This is a genomic window from Vibrio algicola, assembly GCF_009601765.2.
GTDB classification, from domain to species: Bacteria; Pseudomonadota; Gammaproteobacteria; order Enterobacterales; family Vibrionaceae; genus Vibrio; species Vibrio algicola.
In genome coordinates this window covers 628,323-648,170 of record NZ_CP045700.1, presented here as the reverse complement: position 1 = coordinate 648,170, position 19,848 = coordinate 628,323, and the positions used below count along the sequence as shown (strand labels likewise).

Sequence of the window (19,848 nt, the reverse complement as noted above, 5' to 3'; positions counted from 1 at the left end):
CGTTATTCGAAGAAACATTAACTCTCAGATCCGAGAGCCTATTTAGAATCAAAGGGAAATTGATATGATCACACGCTGTCTATTTGTTTTATTCTCTTTATTGCTGACCTTTCAAGCGGTCGCAAATGAACCTCAAAAATACTCCGAAACACCCATGATGGATAAACCATTAATGGAACGTTATGTGCTCGATGAATTAAAAGCATTGCGTACCGAGCAACAAGATCTTGAGCGTCGCCTCACGGTTCAAATTACTGACAGAGAACTGTCTGTTGCCGATAAATCCCTCAATTACTCTAATATCACCGTGACTTACTTCTTCTACATTATTGCTGGTGTGGCATCTTTAGTGGCGCTTGTTGGTTGGCAGTCTTTAAAAGAGATCAAACACAACACCAAAGAAATGGCCGATAAACAGCTGAGTGAAATTACGCTATCGTATGAGAAAAAGTTCAGCATTTTAGAGCGTGACCTTAAGCGAAAATCGCGCATCATTACCGAAAATAACCGCGAGATAGAAATCATTAACGAAATTCATAATCTGTGGTTGCGGGCGCAAAGTGCTCAAACCCCAGAGCAGAAGATTGAAACCTATGATGATATCTTAAAAATTCGCCCCGGCGATCTTGAAGCACTGACCCATAAAGCCGATGCAGCCATGGAAATTAATGAATACCACTGGGCGCTGAGTATTTGTAATCGGGTGCTGGAGGTGGATGATCATAATGGTCATGCTTTATATCAACGTGCCTGTGCGTACTCTCGTTTAGGTTCGGAAGAACAAGCGATTAATGATTTGAAGTTGGCGATAGAGTCGAGTAATTCGCTGCGTGAACTGGCCGCAGAAGAGCCGGATTTTGAATCGCTACGTGGGCATAGTCGTTTTGAGGAATTAATCGACCCAACTGAAACCGCGTAATATTAAGGTTTAGCATGGACGCTAATGAGCATACTAATAAGAGCAGTTGTACTAATACAAACGTTGTTAATACAAATACTGCTAATACAAACACGGTTTATACAAACTGTGCCAATAAATCAGGACTGGCGTGAAGGAGCATCATCGGTCGCGCCGCTTACAATTATGGCAAGGTACGCTCGCGATCTTGCCGTTAAGTATTGCGGTACTGCCTTGGGGGTTATTAGCCGGATCGTACGCGATTGATATTGGTTTAACCTCATTAGAAGCTCAAGCATTATCAGCGATATTGTTTGCTGGTGCGGCGCAATTGGTTGCTACCGGAATGTTTGATGCCAACGTAGGTATTTGGACCATGCTGCTGACCACATTTTTCATTACCTCGCGTCATTTCTTATACAGCGTTTCAATGCGCGAAAAAATCAGTCCACTGCCAGCTCGTTGGCGTTTAACCCTTGGTTTCTTATTAACCGACGAATTATTTGCAATATGCGGACATCAAACAAAAACTCAATTTCAACCTTGGTTTGCTCTGGGGGCTGGGTTGAGTTTTTATCTTTTTTGGAACCTTGCGAGTTTGGTGGGGATCATCGCAGGTAAAGAGATCCCGAATTTGAATCAATGGGGCCTAGAGTTTGCGGTGGCCGCTACGTTTATTGCGATTGTGATCCCAACCATTAAAAACCTGCCAATTTTTGTCGCGGTTATCGTCGCTTTGGTGGCTTCTGTTTTATTGAGCTATTGGCAAGTAGAAGGCAGCTTAATTATTGCCAGTTTACTCGCCATGGTGAGCGGCTATTTAACCGAAGTGAATTTACCCAAAAGAGTGGATGACAATACCATGCAAGCGGAGGAGGAAAGATGATCTTTACATCAATTATTGCCATGACCGCAGTGGTATTTTTAAGTCGTTATATCTTCTTAGAGCCTAGGTTGCCGGTTAAACTTAATGTTAAAGCGCAACGCTTGCTCAGTTATTCTAGCCCCGCAGTGTTAACCGCAATTTGGGCGCCAATTGTCTTTGTACATGATGAACAATTGGCCTTATCTTTAAACAATCCGTATTTAATCGCGGCAATATTGGCGGCGCTAGTGGCCTGGAAAACCAACAATGTGATTGCAACCACAGTGATCAGTATGGGCTGCTTTTTTATACTGAATACTGTGATTAATTAATATTCATAATAAGCTTGTTATTTATGGATATTTATTGAGAATAATTAATATTTTCATGTGCCACACTCATGACTAAGATCAATTTTAGGCTTTATTTTTAGGAGTAGGATGCAGGCAACTCTATCCACAGTTGTAAGGTTCACCTTATGAAAAAATACTCTTTTCCGCTGCTCGCACTTTCAAGCCTTTATTTCACCACTAGTTTTGCGTGTTCTTCAAATCATTCGGATGATATGCATCATCATCAGGATGCGTCAATACAAACAACGACACAACTAGCATCACCGGCTGAGCCAGCACCATCAAAACCTTCAACCAGCACCACTGTATTATCAAGCCATGCTGATGTCTCTTCAGAAGCCGTGGATAATATTGATCAATTGATAGCTTTAGCCGCCAAAACATCGGCGAGTGCACCAGCGGTTTACCCGATCAAGCCTGTGAAAATGCAAGACTTCGCCACTGTTTTCCCAACGGTGGAAATGAAGGTTGTGAGCCTTGATGGCAACAAGCGTATGGTGACAGTGTCAGGTTATCAAATGGAAGGGGCCGAAAGTGTTATTTATTTAGGCAAGGGACAGCGTTCGATCTTAGCGGCAGTGACAGAGAAAGGCCAAAAGCAGCTGAAATTAGGCAAATTCAGTATGGATGATTATGGTAATAAATGGCGTACCGCTGAATTAACCGGCATGATCGAATCGCCAGTACTAGATTCAAATAAGCCATTATGGAAATATGCAGAAAAGCTCGACACTACCTATTGTTCAACGTGTCATGCTAAGGTGTCACCTAAGCATTTTACCGTAAATTCATGGGGGCCGGTGGCTAAATCAATGGGGGCTCGAACCAATATTGCGCCATTAGATTTGCAAATTTTAACCAAGTTCTTTGAAAGTAATGCCAAAGATGTGGTGGTACAAAGCGACAAATAAATCTTAATACAAAAATCGCCCCTTAGCGCTAACGTTAAGGGGCGATTCTGTTTTTATGACGGCCAGCTCTGGTATTACTTTTTCATTAATCCATACGGCAGATTTTTAAACACATGTGGCTGATTGATGATGGTAGGGGCTTGATTCACCCCTTGCCAATTAAGTAGCATGATAGCCAAGACATTACGATGCTCACCTTTAGCCACTTCAAAATCACCATCGGTGGATGGGATCATGCCATGTTTAAAATCGATCGCTTCGGCAATGTTTTGCTGGGCCTTTAATAATGCTGGATCATTTAATTTACCCGCCAGTAAAAAGCTGATACCGACTTCGGCGATCACATCATGCTTGGTGCGCTTAATTATGGTGTCGATATTGTGACTAAAGTAAGCGTAGATCCAATCAAACTCTTTATTTTTGGGATCGAGTTGCTTTTGATAGTACTCGGAGGCGGCAAAGATAATATGGGTCATGCCATAAATCTTGTTGGCGTATTGTTGATCCGAAAGTTGCTTATCTTGAGCGTCTGGGTAAGTGTCTTTAAAGGCTTGAATAAACGCTTCAACCACATCTTGCTCGCCTAATTGACGTAACCAGTAAACCTGATTGGCTTGTTGCGCCGCCCATGCACGGATCATATCGTGATCGGTGGCCATCGGGGTAAAATCAAACTCTTGCAGTAATTTTTTAAGTTTGGCATCGTCTTTGTGCTTTAAGCCGTATTCGTTGGCACGCGCCATGGTGCTGAGTAAATCGTTACCAATTAACATGTACTCCGGCATTCTACTGGTGATTGTATAGCGCATTTGAGTTCGTGGTTTTTGGATCTTTTTATAAGCCTTTAATTGCTCAACACCATAAGCTTTTACTTGTTCAGGCGTTTCGATGTTATCGGCAATATAACTCAATGTGCTGGTGACGCGAGCTAAATCAGACCACACTGCGGCTGAATATTTAGGATCTAAAGTTTGACGAAACAAACGTAAACCATAATGGCCTGCGGTGGTGGCACTTAAGGTATAAAGCTGCGTTTCAAAGGTGTGTTGAATAATTTGGGCATCTTCACGATAAGTATTTTGTGTAACTTGATCTTGGGCGTTTAGGCTGTTTTTAGCAAAACTGACAGGGCTGAATGCCAGTTGTGACAAACCTAACAGCGCGATAATCAGAGTCGTTCGTTTAAATGTTACAGCCATAGTGATTCCTTTACTCAAGCTTTAATGATGTCTTATAATAATTATAAGTGTCGATGATATTGGCAATAATTGCAGTATATTTATGTTAAATCAAAGTGAGTATTTAAAATATTTTAAATTCAATCACGATCAGGCTGTCCATCAATAGAGCGGCGATGATATGGTATGACTATGATTGAATAAAAATAATAATGAAAGGTGATACAGATGCAAATTCAAGTTGATACTCATACCCATACTTATGCCAGCGGTCATGCTTACAGTACCTTAATTGAAAATGTAAAAATGGCGAAAGAGCATGGTTTGAAGATGTTTTGCACTACCGATCATTCCTCTGCTATGCCGGGCTCTCCGCATTACTGGTTTTTCAATAATCAGCGTATTTTGCCTCGTTTTATTGATGAGGTTGCGATCATCCGTGGGGTGGAAACCAATATTATGAATGTTGCAGGCGAAGTGGATCTGCATCCCAGCACCTATGAGCACCTTGATTGGGTGATCGCCAGTTTCCACGAAGCAGTATTTAAGCCAATGGATAAAGCGTCGCACACCGAGGCGCTGCTCAATATTATCAAAAGTGGCAAAATTGATGCGCTCGGGCATTTGGGCAACCCTAATTACGATTTTGATTTTGAAGCGGTGGCGCAATGTGCCAAACAACATAATGTCGCGATCGAGTTGAATAACTCTTCATTAAAAGGCGGCAGTCGCGCCGGCAGTGAAGAACGTTGTGCACAAATTGCGCGTGTAGTAAAAGCGGCTGGTGGCTTTATTACTACTGGTTCAGATGCCCATTTTTGCACTGAAATCGGGGTGTTTGAGAAAGTGTCACCATTATTAGATGACGTGCAAATGCCGACAGACAAAGTGATCACACATACTCCAGCGCAATTTCTTGCCTTTTTAGCGCTGCGTGGACGTGCGGCTATTGTAGAATTTGATGGCTTGTAAGCTATATCGGTAAGTGCTTAATCGCATAATCAATAAATACTCGCATACGCGTTGGCATGTATTTGCTTGGCGCGTACTGCATCGCAATGACACCATGATAATTCCCTTTAATGGTCCAATCTTTTAGCACTTGAATCACTTCACCATTTCGTACCGCTTCTTTTATCACAAAATCTGGAAAGATCCCGATCCCTAAGCCATCCTTTACCCCATTGAGTCGCATTTGAGAGTGGTTGACCGCATAGCGCCCAGTTACCGGAATGGTGTGGGTTTCGTTGCCTTTAACAAAATCCCAAATATGATCGGTTCGTGTTTCACCCAAATAAATACAATCGTGTTGGCGTAAATCGGTTGGATGGCAGGGAGTTCCTTTGTCTAAAAGGTAATCGGGGTTGGCACACAAAGATAAATTGACCTTACCAAGTTCACGCGAAATTAAGTTCTCATAAGGGGCATCGGTTAGGCGAAACATAATATCAATGTCTTGTTCTAACAGGCCTATTTCACCATCGGATACTTTGAGCTTGAGTTCGATCTCAGGGTAACGCTGCAAAAATGGGGTCACAATCGGCTGTAATACGATACTTAAAAATGCTTTAGGCGCAGCAACGGTAATGGTGCCGACTGGTTCGGAGTGCTCGGCATTGGAAATATCCAGCGCTTGTTGGGCAGCATTGACCATAATAACGGACTGTTGATAGATTTTTTGCCCTGATTGAGTGATCAATAAACTGCGGGTGGTACGCTCAAACAATTTCACTTCGAGCGCTGATTCAAGTCGCGTGATCAATTTACTTAATGCAGAGGGTGTCACGCCGAGCTCTTTAGCCGCGGCGGTGAACGAGCCTTTATTGACCACTAAAATAAATGTCGCGAGATCGGGCAGTAGGGCGATCAAACCTTTATTGAGCATCACATTTCCTTTATTTGGCTATTTGTGATTTAAATTCACTAATGTTTTTCCATGTTAGGGGATAATAGTATTAAATCAGTTCGATTAGAATGGTTTTATCGCGTTTAACAGCAGTAACTCGTCATACTCATCGTAGTCATACCTACGGGTATAAATGAAATTATAATAAAAGGGAATACCATGTCATCTGCATTTTACAACCAAATAAACCAACAAATTGAAGATGTTAAGTCAGAAGGTTTATACAAATCTGAACGTATTATTACCTCAGCTCAAGCGGCTGCGGTTTCGATCTCAACTGGCGAAGAAGTGCTAAACTTTTGTGCCAATAACTATCTTGGTTTAGCGAATCACCCTGCGCTTATCGAAGCGGCAAAACAAGGTATGGATGATCACGGTTTTGGCATGGCGTCGGTCCGTTTTATTTGTGGAACACAAGATCTGCATAAGACTTTAGAGCGCAAGTTATCGGATTTCTTAGGTATGGAAGACACCATTCTTTATACCTCATGTTTTGATGCCAATACCGGTTTATTCGAAACAATACTTGGCGCTGAAGATGCGATCATTTCGGATGCATTAAATCACGCTTCTATAATTGATGGTGTTCGCTTATGTAAAGCAAAGCGCTTCCGTTACGCAAACAACGATATGGCACAATTAGAAGAGCAATTGATCGCTGCCGATGAGGCCGGTGTTCGTCATAAGTTAATTGTGACCGATGGCGTTTTCTCAATGGATGGTGTGGTTGCAAACTTAACCGCTATTTGTGATTTAGCCGATAAATACAATGCATTGGTGATGGTCGATGATTCCCATGCGGTGGGCTTTATGGGCGAAAACGGTCGCGGAACCCATGAATATAATAATGTGATGGGTCGTATTGATTTGATCACAGGCACACTTGGTAAAGCAATGGGCGGCGCTTCTGGTGGTTATACTGCAGGTAAAAAAGAAGTGATCGACTGGTTGCGTCAGCGCTCTCGTCCGTACTTGTTCTCGAACTCTGTTGCGCCAGCGATTGTGTCAGCTTCAATTCGAGTGATTGATTTATTGGCAGAAAGCAGTGATTTACGCGCCAAACTTTGGGAAAACGCCGCTCATTTCCGCACTCGCATGACCGAGGCTGGCTTTACTATGGCAGGCGCTGATCACGCCATCATTCCTATCATGCTTGGCGATGCTAAAGTGGCGGCTGAATTTGCAGAACGTGCACTTGAAAAAGGCATTTATGTGGTCGGTTTCTCATTCCCAGTGGTACCAAAAGGTCAGGCGCGTATTCGTACTCAAATGTCGGCCGGACACACAACAGAACAACTTGACCGCGCGATTGATGCATTCATCGCAGTTGGTAAAGAAATGGAGATTATCTAATGGGTATTCAAATGGCAGAAAACATTCAACAGATGGGCAAAATTAAAGCCTTGTCAAAACTAAAGCCAGAAGAAGGCATTTGGATGAATGAAGTCGATATGCCAGAAATGGGCCATAACGACATCTTAATCAAAATTCGCAAAACCGCGATTTGTGGCACTGATGTGCATATTTACAACTGGGATGAATGGTCACAAAAAACCATTCCTTACCCAATGGTTGTCGGCCATGAATATGTTGGTGAAGTCGTGGGTATTGGCCAAGAAGTCAAAGGCTTTACCATTGGTGACCGTGTTTCTGGTGAAGGGCACATTACTTGCGGTCATTGCCGTAACTGTCGTGGTGGCCGTACTCATTTATGCCGTAATACCACAGGTGTTGGCGTTAACCGTACCGGTGCATTTTCGGAATATCTAGTGATCCCAGCCTTTAATGCGTTTAAGATTCCAGACGAAATCTCTGATGATTTGGCCTCAATTTTTGACCCATTTGGCAATGCCGTCCATACCGCGCTATCTTTTGATTTAGTGGGTGAAGATGTGCTGATCACAGGCGCAGGCCCAATTGGTATCATGGCGGCTGCCGTGGCAAAACACGTTGGTGCACGTCATGTAGTGATCACCGATGTGAATGAATACCGCTTAGATTTGGCTCGTAAAATGGGCGTGACTCGCGCTGTTAACGTGGCAGAGCAAAAGCTTGAAGATGTGATGAGCGAACTTGGCATGACCGAAGGCTTTGATGTTGGTTTAGAAATGTCAGGCGTCCCTTCTGCATTTAACTCAATGCTAGAAGCGATGAACCACGGTGGCCGTGTTGCTTTATTAGGTCTACCACCATCAAGCATGTCAATCGACTGGAACAACATTATCTTCAAAGGTTTGGTGGTGAAAGGCATCTACGGCCGTGAAATGTTCGAAACTTGGTATAAAATGGCAAGCCTCATTCAATCAGGCTTAGATCTGACGCCAATTATCACGCATCATTTCAGCGTTGATGATTTCCAAGAGGGCTTCGACACTATGCGTGGCGGGCTTTCTGGGAAAGTTATCTTAGATTGGACTAAGTAATAATTGGCGACTTATGGGGATGAAAAACTAAAGTTCTAGCACTGTTCATAAAAACAGTAAAGTGGAAGATTTAGCCCTATTTAGCCCCAGAAAAAGCCCCAATTTAGCCCCAAAGCTAAAACAAAAAAGCCCCAAAGTAATTTTGGGGCTTTCTATATCACTTCTTATTTTGAATCTTTAATAGTTCACTCCACACTCTATCCGATTCTTTCTTGTTAGATTCGGTGAGCCACTTCCCATACACTTTCGCAACCATGGTTATATCCGCATGGCCCATCTGGTGGGCGAGGTAACTCACGTTTACATTAGCGTGGGTGATCATCCAACTGGCGTAGGTGTGGCGTAATTGGTATTGATTGCGATATTCAACGTTTGCTTTACTGCATAACTCTTTCCAGATCCTACCTAATGCGCGTTTACCGTAATAATCATAGTCACTTCCTTTTTGTGCTCTCACCACCTTAGGATTGAATACGAACCTAAGTTTTTCAGTTCGGTAGCTTTTACCAGGCAATTCGACCTGATGACTATTTGCAGGATATAGATAAGTAAGATGACGCTGCGCCTTTAATGCTTCAATGGCTGGTGGCATGAGGTCAACAAAACGTTCGTTGTCTGTTTTGGTGGTTTTTAGGCCACGGTTATCATAAGTAGAACGGCGAACGTGAATTGTCTTATTATTAAAATCCACATCCTCCCATGCCAATGCACAGAGCTCACCACTACGAATACCAGTATAGAGAAGTAGGGTGACCATATTTCTATGCTGCAGTTGATGACAGCTAGATAGTATCTTATCGATTTCACCGACTGAAAATGGCTGTATATCGGCAGGGCTTTCTTTTACTCGAGTAAGCACTTCGGATAAGTCACGATCAATATATTCCATTTTATACAGCCAGCTTAAGAAGGCGTTAATAGTCACTAGATTGCGGTTGATAGTTCGTCCCGCTTTGCCTTTAACAAGCTCTTGTCGAAACTGGCTAAGTGAACGGGGTGATAATGTATCGCAGCTGCGATTTTCGCCATAGCACATAATAAAATCACGCAGTACCCAATCATAACGTTGCAGTGTAGAGCTACGAACGTCGTGAGCTTTTGATTCAAGAAATCGTTTTGCCAATTCACTAATATCGAGTGCCCTTGGTTTGCCTGAGGCATGCTTTGAGTTAGGAAAGTGGGCGGCGTAATTGAAGATACCTATTTTGATTTCGTACATAATGGCTTCACGCTTGCGACTAGCGAAGTTGATATTCTGCTTTGTTGGTTCGAGACCTAAGGCTTCTCTGTATCGCTTACCATTATTGTAAAAAATGATGCGCAGTTTATTACCATGGATTTCAATTCCTTTTGGTAGTTCTATGCCTGCGTTCTGTGCCATCGGTTCCACTCCTCAATATCTACCATCCAAGTGCCTTGAATTTTTCTCATGACAGTGGATGGGTAGAAACCGTCACGAGCTTTTTCTCTAAGCGTTTTTGTGCTCAATCCGATTTCTTCCGAAGCCTTTTTAAGCGTAACAATAGCGATTTGAGATCTACTCATTTGATCGACCTATATAACGTGTAAATGAAGTGAACATAACCACCAAATGACAGTGCAAATGGTGGTTGACAGTTAAGGGATTAAAAAACCTACCGGGTGATTAGATTTGTTAGATAGAGTGGGTAAGTCGTAACGTTCGTCGGTAGGGGTCGATAAACGGAATATCATCGTCAAAATCCATTGGCGGCTCGTTGTATTGCGGTGCGCTGTTGTTTTCGTTGTTTGGTGGGTATTGGTGCTGATTTTGAGGAGCCGCTTGTTGTTGGCTCTTGGCTGGTGGGTTTGCTTGGACGTTGTTTGATGGCTGTTGTGGTTGGCCCCAAGATTCGTTGCGGTTACCGCCTAGCATTTGCATTACACCGTTAAAGCCTTTTACTACGACTTCTGTTGTGTAGCGGTCTTGTCCGTTTTGGTCTTGCCATTTACGGGTTTCTAGTTGGCCCTCGATATAAACTTGAGAGCCTTTCTTTAAATACTCCCCGGCAACTTCGGCAACCTTTCCCCATAGCACAACACGGTGCCATTCTGTTTTTTCTCGTTGTTCGCTGGTGGCTTTATCACGCCATGACTCACTTGTTGCAATGGTAATTTGCGCCACTGCTGAACCTGATGTTGTGTAGCGAACTTCTGGATCCTTGCCTAGGTTGCCGACTAGGATTACTTTATTGATGCCTTTGCTAGCCATTATCGTCTCCCCATCTCTAAAGTGATCATGCTTAATGTGTCTTTTGCTGCATCGTGAAGCGCGTGGTGGTGAATGAATCCATCGGGATCGCTTTCTTTTACGTATCCGTTTCGAGTGCCGGCTAATGTATCAATAACAGTGCGAACACAGCGGAATCGGTTATACCCCCACGGCTTAGCTATTCCGCATTGCTCAAAGGCGTTGTTAAGAATGCCCCCATCAAAATCGTAACCACGGCAGAATACTTGTCCCTGGTCTTTTTTGAGCGGTTCAACATAATCGGATAAGTGCTGCTTGAGTGAGTGAAGCGCATCGCGAATCGGTAGATCACTTAAATCAGGTTCTAATACGTGGCGAGCTTCTTCCCCTTGCTCACTCCACCAGCTTTCTGTGCTTGCATTGGTGGTAAATACTCCATCCTCCACAAGATAGCTATTCATATCTATTTTTATATACTTGCTTGATGGGCGGTTGCATAACTCTTCAAAGCTAACTTGCTCGCCCCAATTGAAAGGCACGATGCCAATACTTAAGATCTTGGCGGTGGTTTCAGTATCAAGCGTTTCTGTATCAATGGCTACGTTCCGGTATTTCATTCTTTAATGCCTTTTAAATTATTTAAGTTCATTATCTAGCACCCACCTTTTGCACTCGCGTAATTTCTTGTTGGTGGCGTTCTTTTTGGCTGTTAAGTCTTTAATTGAGCGCTTAGCCTGTTCCGTTGCTGTTATCAAGGTAGGCATCACGCCTTTATCGCCCACACCGTACTCACAACACCTATCCATCCACGCTTCATCTGGATCAACGTGCCGTGCTCGTACTTCACCACTGCGCATTTCTAAGCGGCAATATGGGCAGTAGTATCTATCTTTGAATTCCACGCTCAAACCTCTCACACTTAACAACGATCACGCCGTCTTTGTCTTTCTTGATTGGTCGCATAAGGTAAAACATAGCTGGCGATGGACATTTCCCATTTGGGTATGACTTGTCACCTTTATGGGTGCATACTTGGCACATTGATCCGCTAGGTCGGTGGGTTATTTTCATATCAACCTCCATGGGTAGCTTGGCCTGCCAAGTATTAAGTCAGCATCAATATCAAGCTCAGAAAGTTTCTTTTCAGATTGCTCTTTGGTCATCATCTTTTTGATAAGCTGCGCTTTTATCCAAGATCTGCGTTCCGACTTCCAAGTATTTCGATGCTGCCTATCAAACTCTTCGACAATCTCAATCCGGTTTTGATAATCCCGCTTTTCATCTTCGGTTAGGTTTAATTTACGGTCTAATTCCATGATGCGCTGTAATGCGCACCGTTTATCGAAAGAGCTTAATTCAAGCGCCATTATATTCGCCTCGCATTCTTGTCTCGCGTCCAAGCAAAATCAGGACGCTCACTTAAAACCCACAAGTGACGCATATTGGCATCATTGATTAGTTCGCTGTCTTCTGGATAAACCTCAACAGCGCAGCTATCACCATAACCAACTGCTGATTTAATCGCTTGCAGTTCATCAAACGTAATCCCGTCTTGCCAGTTGCTACCTTTGCGCTTAACACTGTTCACGGTAATGCGAGTAAGTGATTCACTTTCAAGGTAGATTTGCACTAAATACTGGCTGCTTTGGTAGACGTGGTGAGGGTGCTTTCTGTTTCGTTCTGGAGGAAAACTAGAGTGATGAATTTTCTTAAATGGTTTTAGTTTCATCGCTCACTCCCACCAGATTTCACGAACCATTTTAGACTTCAGCGCCTCAGTTTTTCCGCAGTGAAAGCAGGTTCTAGTTTCTCCGTCTTCAAGCTCCTCTTCGTGCGCACCCTGATGCCATTCATGACGCATATCGGTATAAGCACACATTCCTTTCTGAGAATACTCACTGATGAACCACTCTGTTACATCTTCATATGAGGGAGTAAGGCTGGCGAAGGTTTCAAAGTAACCGCAAGCGACACGAATTAATTTTGCTCCACAAAGCCATTCTTCATCTGATTTATAGGCTATATACAGGTCACCACCAATTCGATAAATTCGATAGTTGGACTTAAGTTCTTTGTACTTTTTAGAGCGTGCAAACTTGGCTAGATTTTGTGATGAATTGGGGAATTCACTTGATAAAAGCGCGTGAAGCTTTATTGATAAGGGCTTTTCCATATTAACTCCGACAAATACGCACCGTAGTGCGCTATTTGAATTTAAAATACAGTAGATAAAACGCCCCACATAACAGGGCGTAGAGTAGTAGAGTGTTCATCAAAGTCTCTCTGCAGCCTCTTGGGCAAAAGATAAAAATAACTCAGGGGTTAGTTCAACATCGGAGCGAACTGCGCGGCTAATGCCCCAGCCATTATTTTCGTTTTCGGGTTTAATTAAAGTTAAGTCGATGGCTTCACGACCTGAAATGAAGCTGAAATAAGGGCGACTGGCTGTAACCGTGCCGTATTCGGTTTTATAGGTAGCAGCCATTTAAGCCCCCATTAGCTGGTGGATTTGAGCCCAGTTATTGAATGGAATGTGGAATTCCGCTTTACGTACAAAGTGAAGAGGGCTTTTGTTTTTAGGTGGCTCAAAGTGGTATTTGTTTTTATCTTTTGCATCTAACGTGTACTTTGCTCCGCCAACATGTGATTGATTACAGTACTCAACGTGGATGGTTAGGCCATGCTCACGTAAACGCATAATGGAGTAACGAACGCTGCCAACTGGAATGAAGCATTTTTCAATTATTTGATCACGAGTAACGGGGCCATTGGTTTCATTTAAGAGTCTGTACAGGCGTCCGTATCCGCTGTGTGGGTTAAATTTCATGATGTACCCCTCGTGGTTGATGGTTGGGTTTGTTATTCTGCCAAGGTGGCATCTTCGAATTTAATTAGGCGGCGAGAGGTGTCACTGTCTAATTGGTTATCAAGCTTTACTGTGTAAGTTGCTTGGTCGTATTCGTAGATGGACTCAATGACTCCGGTTTCTTTGCCATTAAAGCTGATTACCGTAATCTGAGTACCAGTTGAATAAGGGGGAATCGGTTGATAAGCATCGAACCAAGCTTTTATGGTCTCATTAAGCGAACTTGAAATCTCACCAGTTACACATTCCAAGTTGTTAACAAAGTCACGGTTAACATCCCATCCATAATCTTCAAACTTCTTAGCTAGTGCGTATTCGTCGTCATAATCGGAATACTCAGCAATAAGCGTTTCCAATAGTTCTTCTCGCTCATGATATTCAAACGGGCAATACTTACCTTTAAATAGAGCCTCTACTGCGTTGTTAATGACAAGCAATCGAACATCATCATTGTCCATTGCTGGGCGTTCTGGTACTTCTTTGCCTGATTTATCGAATAACTGTTTGGACATTGTTTACTCCTAATTAATAAGTAATAAGAGTGCGCTTATCACTTTACTGATTTAAACCGAACCCAATCTAGTTCTTTTATTTCATCGACGATCTTGGAGGCGGATTGAACGGTATCTATTGCTCTTTGAAAGTTTGAAGGAGCTATCTCTTCTGATTCAGCGCAAGCGGCCATGTTGTAACCCTCTACAAAGTGGCGTTTAAGTGCTTTGATCTGAGGTTCACTGCGAATTTTGGTGAGAGAGATAATTAGCTCTACTTTTTCGCTTGATTCCATGCCAGGTAAAAGCATTTCACCTCCGTTATTTGGATTGGCTTTAAACCTAAAGCGTCCACCAGCCAGTAAGGTAGGTAGACGCTTTGGGTTTGCCTCTTAATGGGGAAAGAGGCTATCCCGTACGCATGACCATTCGAGTGATCATGTTGTTCGCACTACCGGTCATTTCTGCACGTTTTTATGCTGAGAGGCAAGGAGGGGCAGATCTCCGGTTCGGGCGTTATATCCCTACGCACCGCTGAGGTTGTCAATGGATCATTGATTTGGGCTGGATTATTTATTCACGCCCAGCAACGTGATCTCTACGGCTTTCCACAGACATAGAAACTGGTATGTTCTTGTTTCCACAGACAAGAAAAAGGATATTTAAATGAGCGATAAAGATACTGCTATATCTCAACTTGCACACTCATCGACTCCAGATAGACAGCTGGCCGTTGCTAGCGCTCTTGAGATTATTAAGAATGATGTACTTACTTCGTCTGGTCCTGATAGATTAAAAGTGCATCTATCACGCCTATCTCAATATGCAGACCTAATAGAAGATGCTCTCAAGAAAAAGTAACTTAAAAGCCCGTTAGTTCGGGCTTTCTTCTTCCAGTTGGCGAATAAGAATGCGTAGTCGCTTTAGCTCAAACTCATTTACTAATTCAACGTTACTACCATCAATTCGATTAATGTTGTCAATGTTTAGTCCTTCCACCACAGTTTTTGCTTGAGCCTCAATTGCTCTCCAAATGTGATTGGATAATTTCGCATCTTTCATAAATCCTCCTGTTTAAATTCCAAAACACCCAACCTAGATGCTTTGAAATTGCCACTCGAATGAATGGCAAAAAGCCTTCACTCAATTTCTGTCCTCCGTGAGTGTGCTCGGAGTGACCTAGTTTGGTTCCTTCATTGGTGAGGGGACCAAAGTTAGTCGTTCATAGTTCAATCCTGTTAAAGAGCCATCAACATGATCGGCGCTGTTCTTGGCGCTTTCAGTGTGTTGATGAGACAAATATTACATAATGGAATTGGTTTGTAAATTACAAAATGGAATTATATTTTGTTGGAGTGTAATAATTTGGTAGGGATCTGCTTTTTTAGGTACAAAAAAAACCACCGAAGAGGGTGGTTTTTATTAGTTATATTGTTGGTTTATGTAGTTGGCGCATTTGGCTTTGATATTGTTGATGCTTGTGCCTTCTCAATTGTCCCAGATCTTATCTTGTAGTTTCCGTGAACATTAACTGCATTGCCATTTTTAAAAGCTTCAAAGAGTATGTTCACTTCATCTTGCTCTATAAATGTAGTGTCAACTGCAAGTATGAAACTATTTTCTGAGCCATCATCAAGTCTAGCGTTAACTGTTAAGTTTCCGTCAGATGTCCGCTTGATGGCGTTAATTTCAAGAGTATAAGTTTTCTCTGATGTGATTAGTGGCTTTTTTGCACTGGTTGTAAATTGCTTGCTATCTTTTTCGTTCAACTCAACTGAAGAGGTTCCAGATAGTTTGATGTTTGTGGCTCCAGCAGCAATGCCGGTTTTTACCATACCTTGATAGGCTTTATCCATTTGTGCACTTAACTTTATTTTTGTTTCGGCAAGCTTGGTATTAGCTATAACTACTTTATCTAAGCTATCTGTCCATATTTTAATTTGTCGGTTATCAGCCTCTTTTATTGATACTGCTTGTGAGGCGGAAGCTTGTGTCTTTTGAAGATCAATGTATTCAGAGTAAGCAAAATACCCTCCACAAGAAATAATAGCCACAAGAAATAAAGCTGTTTTTTGATTTCCTGTTAAACCATCGCTAGCCACTGTGATCACATCCTTTATTGATGATAAGCATTCTTTTATATCTGCAAAGATCTGGGTGCACCCAGCTTCTACATTAAAAACTATTTCTAATTTTTCACGTTCATCGGGTTTTAGATTCTTTAAATTGTCACTGCTGTATTTAATAATACAGTATGCCTTTAAAAAATCATTATGAAAATCCGCTAATCCTTTGCATATTGTCGATGTTAGCTGTCCATTTAAGTCATCACCACCATCTAGTTTAACTGTTATTTCAGGATAAAGGCTTGTTAAATCAAGAGTGGATAAATCCTGATTTTGTAATGGATTTGTTAGAGCTTTAATAAGCTCGTCAAGCTGTTCGCAATTTTCTATTTTTAAAATGGTGTGCATGACTTTCTCTATTTAAATTAACTTTAATTTAGCGTCCACAGCCACACCAATCACTCGACAGTTCCCATTGATTGGCATCATTGTGTAGTTAGGGTTGAGGGGTTTTAAATATTCTTGCCCTGCATCACGAACATACTTTTTAAAGGTCGCTTCATTGACGTCGGTGAGTTTAGCCACAACCAGTGATCCATTTTCGTGCTCTCGTTCTGTATCTACTAACACTAACATTCCTTCGGGAATACTGGTGCCAACTGGACTTGTCATTGAATCCCCTTGAACTCTAAGCCAGAAACAACGATTTGATGTGCGGACGGTTGTTTCATGCCATTCGTCAATTTCATCTAACGTATAAGGTTCACAGGCCTCTGTCCATTGCCCTGCTTGTACGGCACTAAGGACAGGGAAGCTATTTTGATAGGTGGGTTGGATGTCAATAGGGCTTACATTGGCTATAACATCATCTGGATAATCAATCATGCCATCAGAAGTTAAAGTCATGCTCTCTAGACCAACGATTGCCATTATCTCGGCAATATTCTCGATACTAGGCTCGCGGTTTCTATTTAACCAATGAGCTATCGCACTCTGAGACATTCCCATCTTTTCAGCGAGAGTGTTTTGAGTGATCCCTACTTGTTTCATCTTGGATTTAACCAAGTCATTCCAATTCATTTTCATCCTTAAATTATTACTTATTGTAATTTTATTGGAATATCCATAATGTGATATTTTCTTGATTAATAAATTCCATAATGTAATACTCAATTCTAATAAGGAGCCGACATGTCAAAACTTAAAGTAATTCGTGGCGAGCTAGGGGTCACTCAAAAAGCTCTAGCAGAAAAGGTTGGAGTGTCCCAAAGCGCTATTAACCATTATGAGAATGGAAATAGAGCGGTTGAGACGTCGTTGGGCTGGCGGATTGTTCACGCCCTTAATTCATGGGGTGGTGAGTTCACGTTAAATGACGTCTTCCCTGACCCTCAGTCCAAATAGTCGCACAAACAAATCAACCACGTAACCACATTAGCGAGGAGTTAACAGTGGATAAAAAAGAAATGATTAACAGAACAGTACATCACCTTGGTCGTGGTGGCGCTATTGGCGAGCAAATGGATGGCGCAGCTTTATTGGGTATGAACATCAACAAATTTCAAAACCATTTGCGTCAGGTAAAGGGGATGAATTTTTTCCAGTTTGATGATCTTGTGACGTTAACCGTAACAAGCCAAACCCCATACATTGCTCAGTACCTTGCAGAGCGTATTAATCACGTTGTTGTACCTATGCCAGAAGTGAGCGAATTAGATAGCGTGGATATGTTCGATTGCCACTTACAGCTTAATGCGGTGAAGGGCATGTTAGACAAAGCCATTGAAGAAGCGAAAGCAGATGGCGTGTTTGATGCAGCAGAGCGTAAAGCCATTACGGAACTCAAGCAAAAATACCAAGCGACGTTTGAAGCCTTTATGTTGAAGCTTGATGCGCTGTATGCGGAGGATGTATGAAAACCAATATCTTCTTAATCACGATAGAGCAAATGATTGATATGACACGTTCGTCTTGCAAGGTTGCTGAGAGTCAAAATCAGGAAAGTGTAGAGCTTGAACGTGATGCTTTGAAAAACATCATCAAGAAATGTGAGCGTGGTTTAGCTGCTTTGGATAGCCAAAAATAAAAGTGCCATTGCGTAGCGGTAACTACCAATGGCGTGGATTCAACTTTGGAAATGAAATCATGAACAGAATAGCACAACGAAAATTAACGTCAAAACTCTACAGCAAGCTAATCGACAACCAATTTGAATATTACATGGTGGTAATGGGTAGTCCTGTTCGTATTAGTCGTGCATTCGCTAAACAAGTATTTGAGGGGGGCCTGTAATGGCTGATGTTATTTCTAGTGACTTATCAGCCAATGATAAGGATTCGTGGTCCACGCCACAATGGTTGTTTGATGTGCTTAATGAAGAGTTCTTCTTTGATGTAGATATTGCTGCCAGTGATGACAATGCAAAATGCGGTACATATTACACAGCACTAGACGATGCTTTGAACATGGTGGACTGGGGGGTGCATCCAAACCTTGGCAAAATGGCCTATCAATACGTATGGATTAACCCGCCTTATTCTCGTGGCATGGTGAAGGCGTTTCTTAATAAAGCCTATGAGCAATGCGTTACACACAAAATTAACTCGGTATTACTTATTCCTGCCACGCCTGATGCGAGCTGGTGGCCTACGAACGCGAGTGAAGTGCGCTTTATTACTGGTGGTCGTATTTCGTTTCAACATCCTATTACTAAAAAGGCGGTAAACGGAAACACCAAAGGCTCAGCGTTGGTTATCTACCGTCACCAAGACTTAGGCATGCCAATGGTAACGCGCTATGTGAGCCGTGATTCGCTTAAAGCTATGGAGGGCAGACCATGAGTAATGTTGTGGCGTTTAAGGTTGCACAAGACAAACGAGGTGAGCAAGTGGCTGATTGTGATAATGGATTCTTTAAGATTGCCAATGAGCTTGCTGATGCACTGTGTTGCACGGCATTGAGCAGCCGTGAGAGCCGTATTGTGTGGGCGGTAATGCGCAAAACCTATGGTTACCGTCAGTCTATGGATTGGATTTGCTTAGATCAGCTGTGTGAGATGACAGGGATAACAAAAGACAACCTTTCTCGCACCATTAAGGGATTAGTTAGTCGAAATATCCTTATTAAGGATGGACGCAAGCTTGGGATTAACAAGGTAGTTTCTGAGTGGCTAAAGAAAGAAGAAGTTGTCAAAACTGACAATAAAACCAGTCAAAAACGACAAGTTAAAAAGTTGTCGAAACCGACAATTAAAGTTGTCGATATTGACAAGACGATTGTCGAAACCGACAACGCAAACTGTCAGAACCAACAACCACAAAAGAGAGACACTATACCAAAAGACAATAAACAAAATACAAAGGCGCGAAAGTCTTCGCTTAGTGATTTAGATTTTTCAGTCTTTGGTGAGGTTACTCCAGAACAAATCCAAGAGATTATTCGTATTCGCAAGGCCAATACTAAAAAACCGCCCACTCAGCGTGTGTTGAATATTCTGGCTGGCGAGTTCATCAAGGCGAATGTTCAGCATGGTTTGAGTTTGTCGGACTGCTTGGACGAGTGGGAGTTTCGTGGCTGGCAGGGCTTCAAAGCGGATTGGGTCAAGGCGAGCAAAGGCAACCGCGACCAAGATATTGATTGGGATAGCACTGGATGGGGGGCGGATTTAACGATCCGATAGCGC

At 42.5% G+C, this 19,848-nt stretch carries 30 protein-coding genes; 14 read left to right on the top strand and 16 right to left on the bottom strand.

What is annotated here, in order from left to right:
* Positions 1-64 precede the first annotated feature (64 nt).
* The 4 genes from GFB47_RS14695 (at position 65) to GFB47_RS14680 (ending at position 3,027) form a co-directional block, all read left to right on the top strand.
* Positions 65-919 carry a tetratricopeptide repeat protein gene (locus GFB47_RS14695; RefSeq protein ID WP_153448777.1) on the top strand — a complete coding sequence of 285 codons (855 nt, stop codon included), beginning with the start codon at positions 65-67 and terminating at the stop codon, positions 917-919.
* A gap of 130 nt (positions 920-1,049) precedes the next feature.
* Positions 1,050-1,784, top strand: a complete 735-nt coding sequence (locus tag GFB47_RS14690) for an AzlC family ABC transporter permease (protein ID WP_225874324.1) — start codon at positions 1,050-1,052, stop codon at positions 1,782-1,784.
* On the top strand, positions 1,781-2,095 hold the full coding sequence (locus GFB47_RS14685; RefSeq protein WP_153448775.1) for an AzlD domain-containing protein: 315 nt from the start codon (positions 1,781-1,783) through the stop codon (positions 2,093-2,095). Before GFB47_RS14690 ends, GFB47_RS14685 begins: the two co-directional genes overlap by 4 nt.
* 146 nt (positions 2,096-2,241) lie before the next feature.
* Complete coding sequence (locus GFB47_RS14680; protein ID WP_153448774.1) at positions 2,242-3,027, top strand: hypothetical protein; 786 nt, start codon at positions 2,242-2,244, stop codon at positions 3,025-3,027.
* Between the two features lie 74 nt (positions 3,028-3,101).
* Here GFB47_RS14680 and GFB47_RS14675 read toward each other — a convergent pair whose 3' ends face one another.
* A complete protein-coding gene (locus tag GFB47_RS14675) occupies positions 3,102-4,226 on the bottom strand; it encodes a DUF3541 domain-containing protein (RefSeq protein WP_153448773.1) in 1,125 nt (374 codons plus the stop codon).
* A 207-nt stretch (positions 4,227-4,433) separates the two neighbouring features.
* Between GFB47_RS14675 and GFB47_RS14670 the strand changes: the two genes are divergently transcribed.
* Positions 4,434-5,177 (top strand): phosphatase, encoded by a 744-nt coding sequence (locus GFB47_RS14670; protein WP_153448772.1) that lies wholly within the window; start codon positions 4,434-4,436, stop codon positions 5,175-5,177.
* Between the two features lies 1 nt (position 5,178).
* On the opposite strand, the gene GFB47_RS14665 is transcribed toward GFB47_RS14670, so the two are convergent.
* The gene (locus GFB47_RS14665) at positions 5,179-6,090 is read right to left on the bottom strand and encodes a LysR family transcriptional regulator (RefSeq protein WP_153448771.1); all 912 of its coding nucleotides are present in this window, start codon (positions 6,088-6,090) and stop codon (positions 5,179-5,181) included.
* A gap of 180 nt (positions 6,091-6,270) precedes the next feature.
* On the opposite strand from GFB47_RS14665, the gene GFB47_RS14660 reads away from it, so the two are divergent.
* Entirely contained in the window at positions 6,271-7,464 is a 1,194-nt protein-coding gene (locus tag GFB47_RS14660) for a glycine C-acetyltransferase (RefSeq protein WP_153448770.1), read from the top strand.
* A 32-nt stretch (positions 7,465-7,496) separates the two neighbouring features.
* Entirely contained in the window at positions 7,497-8,534 is a 1,038-nt protein-coding gene (tdh, locus tag GFB47_RS14655) for an L-threonine 3-dehydrogenase (protein ID WP_153449027.1), read from the top strand.
* 157 nt (positions 8,535-8,691) lie between these two features.
* Here the strand turns inward: tdh and GFB47_RS14650 are convergent, their stop codons facing one another.
* The 11 genes from GFB47_RS14650 to GFB47_RS14600 form a co-directional block, all read right to left on the bottom strand.
* A complete protein-coding gene (locus GFB47_RS14650) occupies positions 8,692-9,915 on the bottom strand; it encodes a site-specific integrase (protein WP_153448769.1) in 1,224 nt (407 codons plus the stop codon).
* Positions 9,916-10,188: 273 nt separating this feature from the next.
* The gene (ssb, locus tag GFB47_RS14645; RefSeq protein WP_153448768.1) at positions 10,189-10,764 is read right to left on the bottom strand and encodes a single-stranded DNA-binding protein; all 576 of its coding nucleotides are present in this window, start codon (positions 10,762-10,764) and stop codon (positions 10,189-10,191) included.
* Positions 10,764-11,360, bottom strand: coding sequence for a 3'-5' exonuclease (locus tag GFB47_RS14640; protein WP_153448767.1), 597 nt, complete (start codon positions 11,358-11,360; stop codon positions 10,764-10,766). The genes ssb and GFB47_RS14640 overlap by 1 nt, the downstream gene beginning before the upstream one ends.
* 18 nt (positions 11,361-11,378) lie before the next feature.
* Entirely contained in the window at positions 11,379-11,645 is a 267-nt protein-coding gene (locus GFB47_RS14635) for a hypothetical protein (RefSeq protein WP_153448766.1), read from the bottom strand.
* Positions 11,646-11,810: 165 nt separating this feature from the next.
* Positions 11,811-12,110 carry a hypothetical protein gene (locus GFB47_RS14630; protein WP_153448765.1) on the bottom strand — a complete coding sequence of 100 codons (300 nt, stop codon included), beginning with the start codon at positions 12,108-12,110 and terminating at the stop codon, positions 11,811-11,813.
* Positions 12,110-12,472, bottom strand: a complete 363-nt coding sequence (locus tag GFB47_RS14625; protein WP_153448764.1) for a DUF7694 domain-containing protein — start codon at positions 12,470-12,472, stop codon at positions 12,110-12,112. Before GFB47_RS14625 ends, GFB47_RS14630 begins: the two co-directional genes overlap by 1 nt.
* 3 nt (positions 12,473-12,475) lie before the next feature.
* Positions 12,476-12,916 carry a hypothetical protein gene (locus GFB47_RS14620; protein WP_153448763.1) on the bottom strand — a complete coding sequence of 147 codons (441 nt, stop codon included), beginning with the start codon at positions 12,914-12,916 and terminating at the stop codon, positions 12,476-12,478.
* A 99-nt stretch (positions 12,917-13,015) separates the two neighbouring features.
* The gene (locus tag GFB47_RS14615) at positions 13,016-13,228 is read right to left on the bottom strand and encodes a hypothetical protein (protein ID WP_153448762.1); all 213 of its coding nucleotides are present in this window, start codon (positions 13,226-13,228) and stop codon (positions 13,016-13,018) included.
* A complete protein-coding gene (locus GFB47_RS14610) occupies positions 13,229-13,570 on the bottom strand; it encodes a hypothetical protein (RefSeq protein WP_153448761.1) in 342 nt (113 codons plus the stop codon).
* Between the two features lie 32 nt (positions 13,571-13,602).
* Positions 13,603-14,121: a hypothetical protein gene (locus tag GFB47_RS14605; protein WP_153448760.1), complete on the bottom strand. Its 519-nt coding sequence runs from the start codon at positions 14,119-14,121 to the stop codon at positions 13,603-13,605.
* A 38-nt stretch (positions 14,122-14,159) separates the two neighbouring features.
* Positions 14,160-14,411 (bottom strand): PapB/FocB family fimbrial expression transcriptional regulator, encoded by a 252-nt coding sequence (locus tag GFB47_RS14600; RefSeq protein ID WP_153448759.1) that lies wholly within the window; start codon positions 14,409-14,411, stop codon positions 14,160-14,162.
* Positions 14,412-14,766: 355 nt separating this feature from the next.
* Between GFB47_RS14600 and GFB47_RS14595 the strand changes: the two genes are divergently transcribed.
* The gene (locus tag GFB47_RS14595) at positions 14,767-14,961 is read left to right on the top strand and encodes a hypothetical protein (protein WP_153448758.1); all 195 of its coding nucleotides are present in this window, start codon (positions 14,767-14,769) and stop codon (positions 14,959-14,961) included.
* Between the two features lie 12 nt (positions 14,962-14,973).
* On the opposite strand, the gene GFB47_RS14590 is transcribed toward GFB47_RS14595, so the two are convergent.
* From GFB47_RS14590 to GFB47_RS14580, 3 genes are all read right to left on the bottom strand, one after another.
* A complete protein-coding gene (locus GFB47_RS14590; RefSeq protein WP_153448757.1) occupies positions 14,974-15,162 on the bottom strand; it encodes a hypothetical protein in 189 nt (62 codons plus the stop codon).
* 377 nt (positions 15,163-15,539) lie between these two features.
* Entirely contained in the window at positions 15,540-16,574 is a 1,035-nt protein-coding gene (locus GFB47_RS14585; RefSeq protein WP_153448756.1) for a hypothetical protein, read from the bottom strand.
* Between the two features lie 12 nt (positions 16,575-16,586).
* Complete coding sequence (locus GFB47_RS14580) at positions 16,587-17,252, bottom strand: LexA family protein (RefSeq protein WP_153449026.1); 666 nt, start codon at positions 17,250-17,252, stop codon at positions 16,587-16,589.
* A 105-nt stretch (positions 17,253-17,357) separates the two neighbouring features.
* Here GFB47_RS14580 and GFB47_RS14575 point away from each other — a divergent pair, with 105 nt between their 5' ends.
* From GFB47_RS14575 to GFB47_RS14550, 6 genes are read left to right on the top strand one after another with little or no spacing between them, the layout of a single operon-like run.
* Entirely contained in the window at positions 17,358-17,570 is a 213-nt protein-coding gene (locus tag GFB47_RS14575; RefSeq protein WP_153448755.1) for a helix-turn-helix transcriptional regulator, read from the top strand.
* Between the two features lie 47 nt (positions 17,571-17,617).
* Positions 17,618-18,082 carry a YmfL family putative regulatory protein gene (locus GFB47_RS14570; RefSeq protein WP_225874323.1) on the top strand — a complete coding sequence of 155 codons (465 nt, stop codon included), beginning with the start codon at positions 17,618-17,620 and terminating at the stop codon, positions 18,080-18,082.
* Positions 18,079-18,252: a hypothetical protein gene (locus GFB47_RS14565; protein ID WP_153448754.1), complete on the top strand. Its 174-nt coding sequence runs from the start codon at positions 18,079-18,081 to the stop codon at positions 18,250-18,252. Before GFB47_RS14570 ends, GFB47_RS14565 begins: the two co-directional genes overlap by 4 nt.
* A gap of 59 nt (positions 18,253-18,311) precedes the next feature.
* A complete protein-coding gene (locus tag GFB47_RS14560) occupies positions 18,312-18,458 on the top strand; it encodes a hypothetical protein (protein WP_178306527.1) in 147 nt (48 codons plus the stop codon).
* Positions 18,458-19,006: a phage N-6-adenine-methyltransferase gene (locus GFB47_RS14555; protein ID WP_153448753.1), complete on the top strand. Its 549-nt coding sequence runs from the start codon at positions 18,458-18,460 to the stop codon at positions 19,004-19,006. Before GFB47_RS14560 ends, GFB47_RS14555 begins: the two co-directional genes overlap by 1 nt.
* Positions 19,003-19,845 carry a replication protein gene (locus GFB47_RS14550; protein WP_153448752.1) on the top strand — a complete coding sequence of 281 codons (843 nt, stop codon included), beginning with the start codon at positions 19,003-19,005 and terminating at the stop codon, positions 19,843-19,845. The genes GFB47_RS14555 and GFB47_RS14550 overlap by 4 nt, the downstream gene beginning before the upstream one ends.
* Positions 19,846-19,848 lie beyond the last annotated feature (3 nt).

Excerpts from the sequence above, each read along its gene's own strand:
- GFB47_RS14695 (WP_153448777.1), top strand. The coding sequence starts at position 65 with ATGATCACACGCTGTCTATTTGTTTTATTCTCTTTATTGCTGACCTTT.
- GFB47_RS14685 (WP_153448775.1), top strand. The coding sequence starts at position 1,781 with ATGATCTTTACATCAATTATTGCCATGACCGCAGTGGTATTTTTAAGT.
- GFB47_RS14680 (WP_153448774.1), top strand. The coding sequence starts at position 2,242 with ATGAAAAAATACTCTTTTCCGCTGCTCGCACTTTCAAGCCTTTATTTC.
- GFB47_RS14675 (WP_153448773.1), bottom strand. The coding sequence starts at position 4,226 with ATGGCTGTAACATTTAAACGAACGACTCTGATTATCGCGCTGTTAGGT.
- GFB47_RS14670 (WP_153448772.1), top strand. The coding sequence starts at position 4,434 with ATGCAAATTCAAGTTGATACTCATACCCATACTTATGCCAGCGGTCAT.
- GFB47_RS14665 (WP_153448771.1), bottom strand. The coding sequence starts at position 6,090 with ATGCTCAATAAAGGTTTGATCGCCCTACTGCCCGATCTCGCGACATTT.
- GFB47_RS14660 (WP_153448770.1), top strand. The coding sequence starts at position 6,271 with ATGTCATCTGCATTTTACAACCAAATAAACCAACAAATTGAAGATGTT.
- tdh (WP_153449027.1), top strand. The coding sequence starts at position 7,497 with ATGGGCAAAATTAAAGCCTTGTCAAAACTAAAGCCAGAAGAAGGCATT.
- GFB47_RS14650 (WP_153448769.1), bottom strand. The coding sequence starts at position 9,915 with ATGGCACAGAACGCAGGCATAGAACTACCAAAAGGAATTGAAATCCAT.
- ssb (WP_153448768.1), bottom strand. The coding sequence starts at position 10,764 with ATGGCTAGCAAAGGCATCAATAAAGTAATCCTAGTCGGCAACCTAGGC.
- GFB47_RS14640 (WP_153448767.1), bottom strand. The coding sequence starts at position 11,360 with ATGAAATACCGGAACGTAGCCATTGATACAGAAACGCTTGATACTGAA.
- GFB47_RS14630 (WP_153448765.1), bottom strand. The coding sequence starts at position 12,110 with ATGGCGCTTGAATTAAGCTCTTTCGATAAACGGTGCGCATTACAGCGC.
- GFB47_RS14625 (WP_153448764.1), bottom strand. The coding sequence starts at position 12,472 with ATGAAACTAAAACCATTTAAGAAAATTCATCACTCTAGTTTTCCTCCA.
- GFB47_RS14620 (WP_153448763.1), bottom strand. The coding sequence starts at position 12,916 with ATGGAAAAGCCCTTATCAATAAAGCTTCACGCGCTTTTATCAAGTGAA.
- GFB47_RS14615 (WP_153448762.1), bottom strand. The coding sequence starts at position 13,228 with ATGGCTGCTACCTATAAAACCGAATACGGCACGGTTACAGCCAGTCGC.
- GFB47_RS14610 (WP_153448761.1), bottom strand. The coding sequence starts at position 13,570 with ATGAAATTTAACCCACACAGCGGATACGGACGCCTGTACAGACTCTTA.
- GFB47_RS14605 (WP_153448760.1), bottom strand. The coding sequence starts at position 14,121 with ATGTCCAAACAGTTATTCGATAAATCAGGCAAAGAAGTACCAGAACGC.
- GFB47_RS14600 (WP_153448759.1), bottom strand. The coding sequence starts at position 14,411 with ATGCTTTTACCTGGCATGGAATCAAGCGAAAAAGTAGAGCTAATTATC.
- GFB47_RS14595 (WP_153448758.1), top strand. The coding sequence starts at position 14,767 with ATGAGCGATAAAGATACTGCTATATCTCAACTTGCACACTCATCGACT.
- GFB47_RS14590 (WP_153448757.1), bottom strand. The coding sequence starts at position 15,162 with ATGAAAGATGCGAAATTATCCAATCACATTTGGAGAGCAATTGAGGCT.
- GFB47_RS14585 (WP_153448756.1), bottom strand. The coding sequence starts at position 16,574 with ATGCACACCATTTTAAAAATAGAAAATTGCGAACAGCTTGACGAGCTT.
- GFB47_RS14580 (WP_153449026.1), bottom strand. The coding sequence starts at position 17,252 with ATGAAAATGAATTGGAATGACTTGGTTAAATCCAAGATGAAACAAGTA.
- GFB47_RS14575 (WP_153448755.1), top strand. The coding sequence starts at position 17,358 with ATGTCAAAACTTAAAGTAATTCGTGGCGAGCTAGGGGTCACTCAAAAA.
- GFB47_RS14565 (WP_153448754.1), top strand. The coding sequence starts at position 18,079 with ATGAAAACCAATATCTTCTTAATCACGATAGAGCAAATGATTGATATG.
- GFB47_RS14560 (WP_178306527.1), top strand. The coding sequence starts at position 18,312 with ATGAACAGAATAGCACAACGAAAATTAACGTCAAAACTCTACAGCAAG.
- GFB47_RS14555 (WP_153448753.1), top strand. The coding sequence starts at position 18,458 with ATGGCTGATGTTATTTCTAGTGACTTATCAGCCAATGATAAGGATTCG.
- GFB47_RS14550 (WP_153448752.1), top strand. The coding sequence starts at position 19,003 with ATGAGTAATGTTGTGGCGTTTAAGGTTGCACAAGACAAACGAGGTGAG.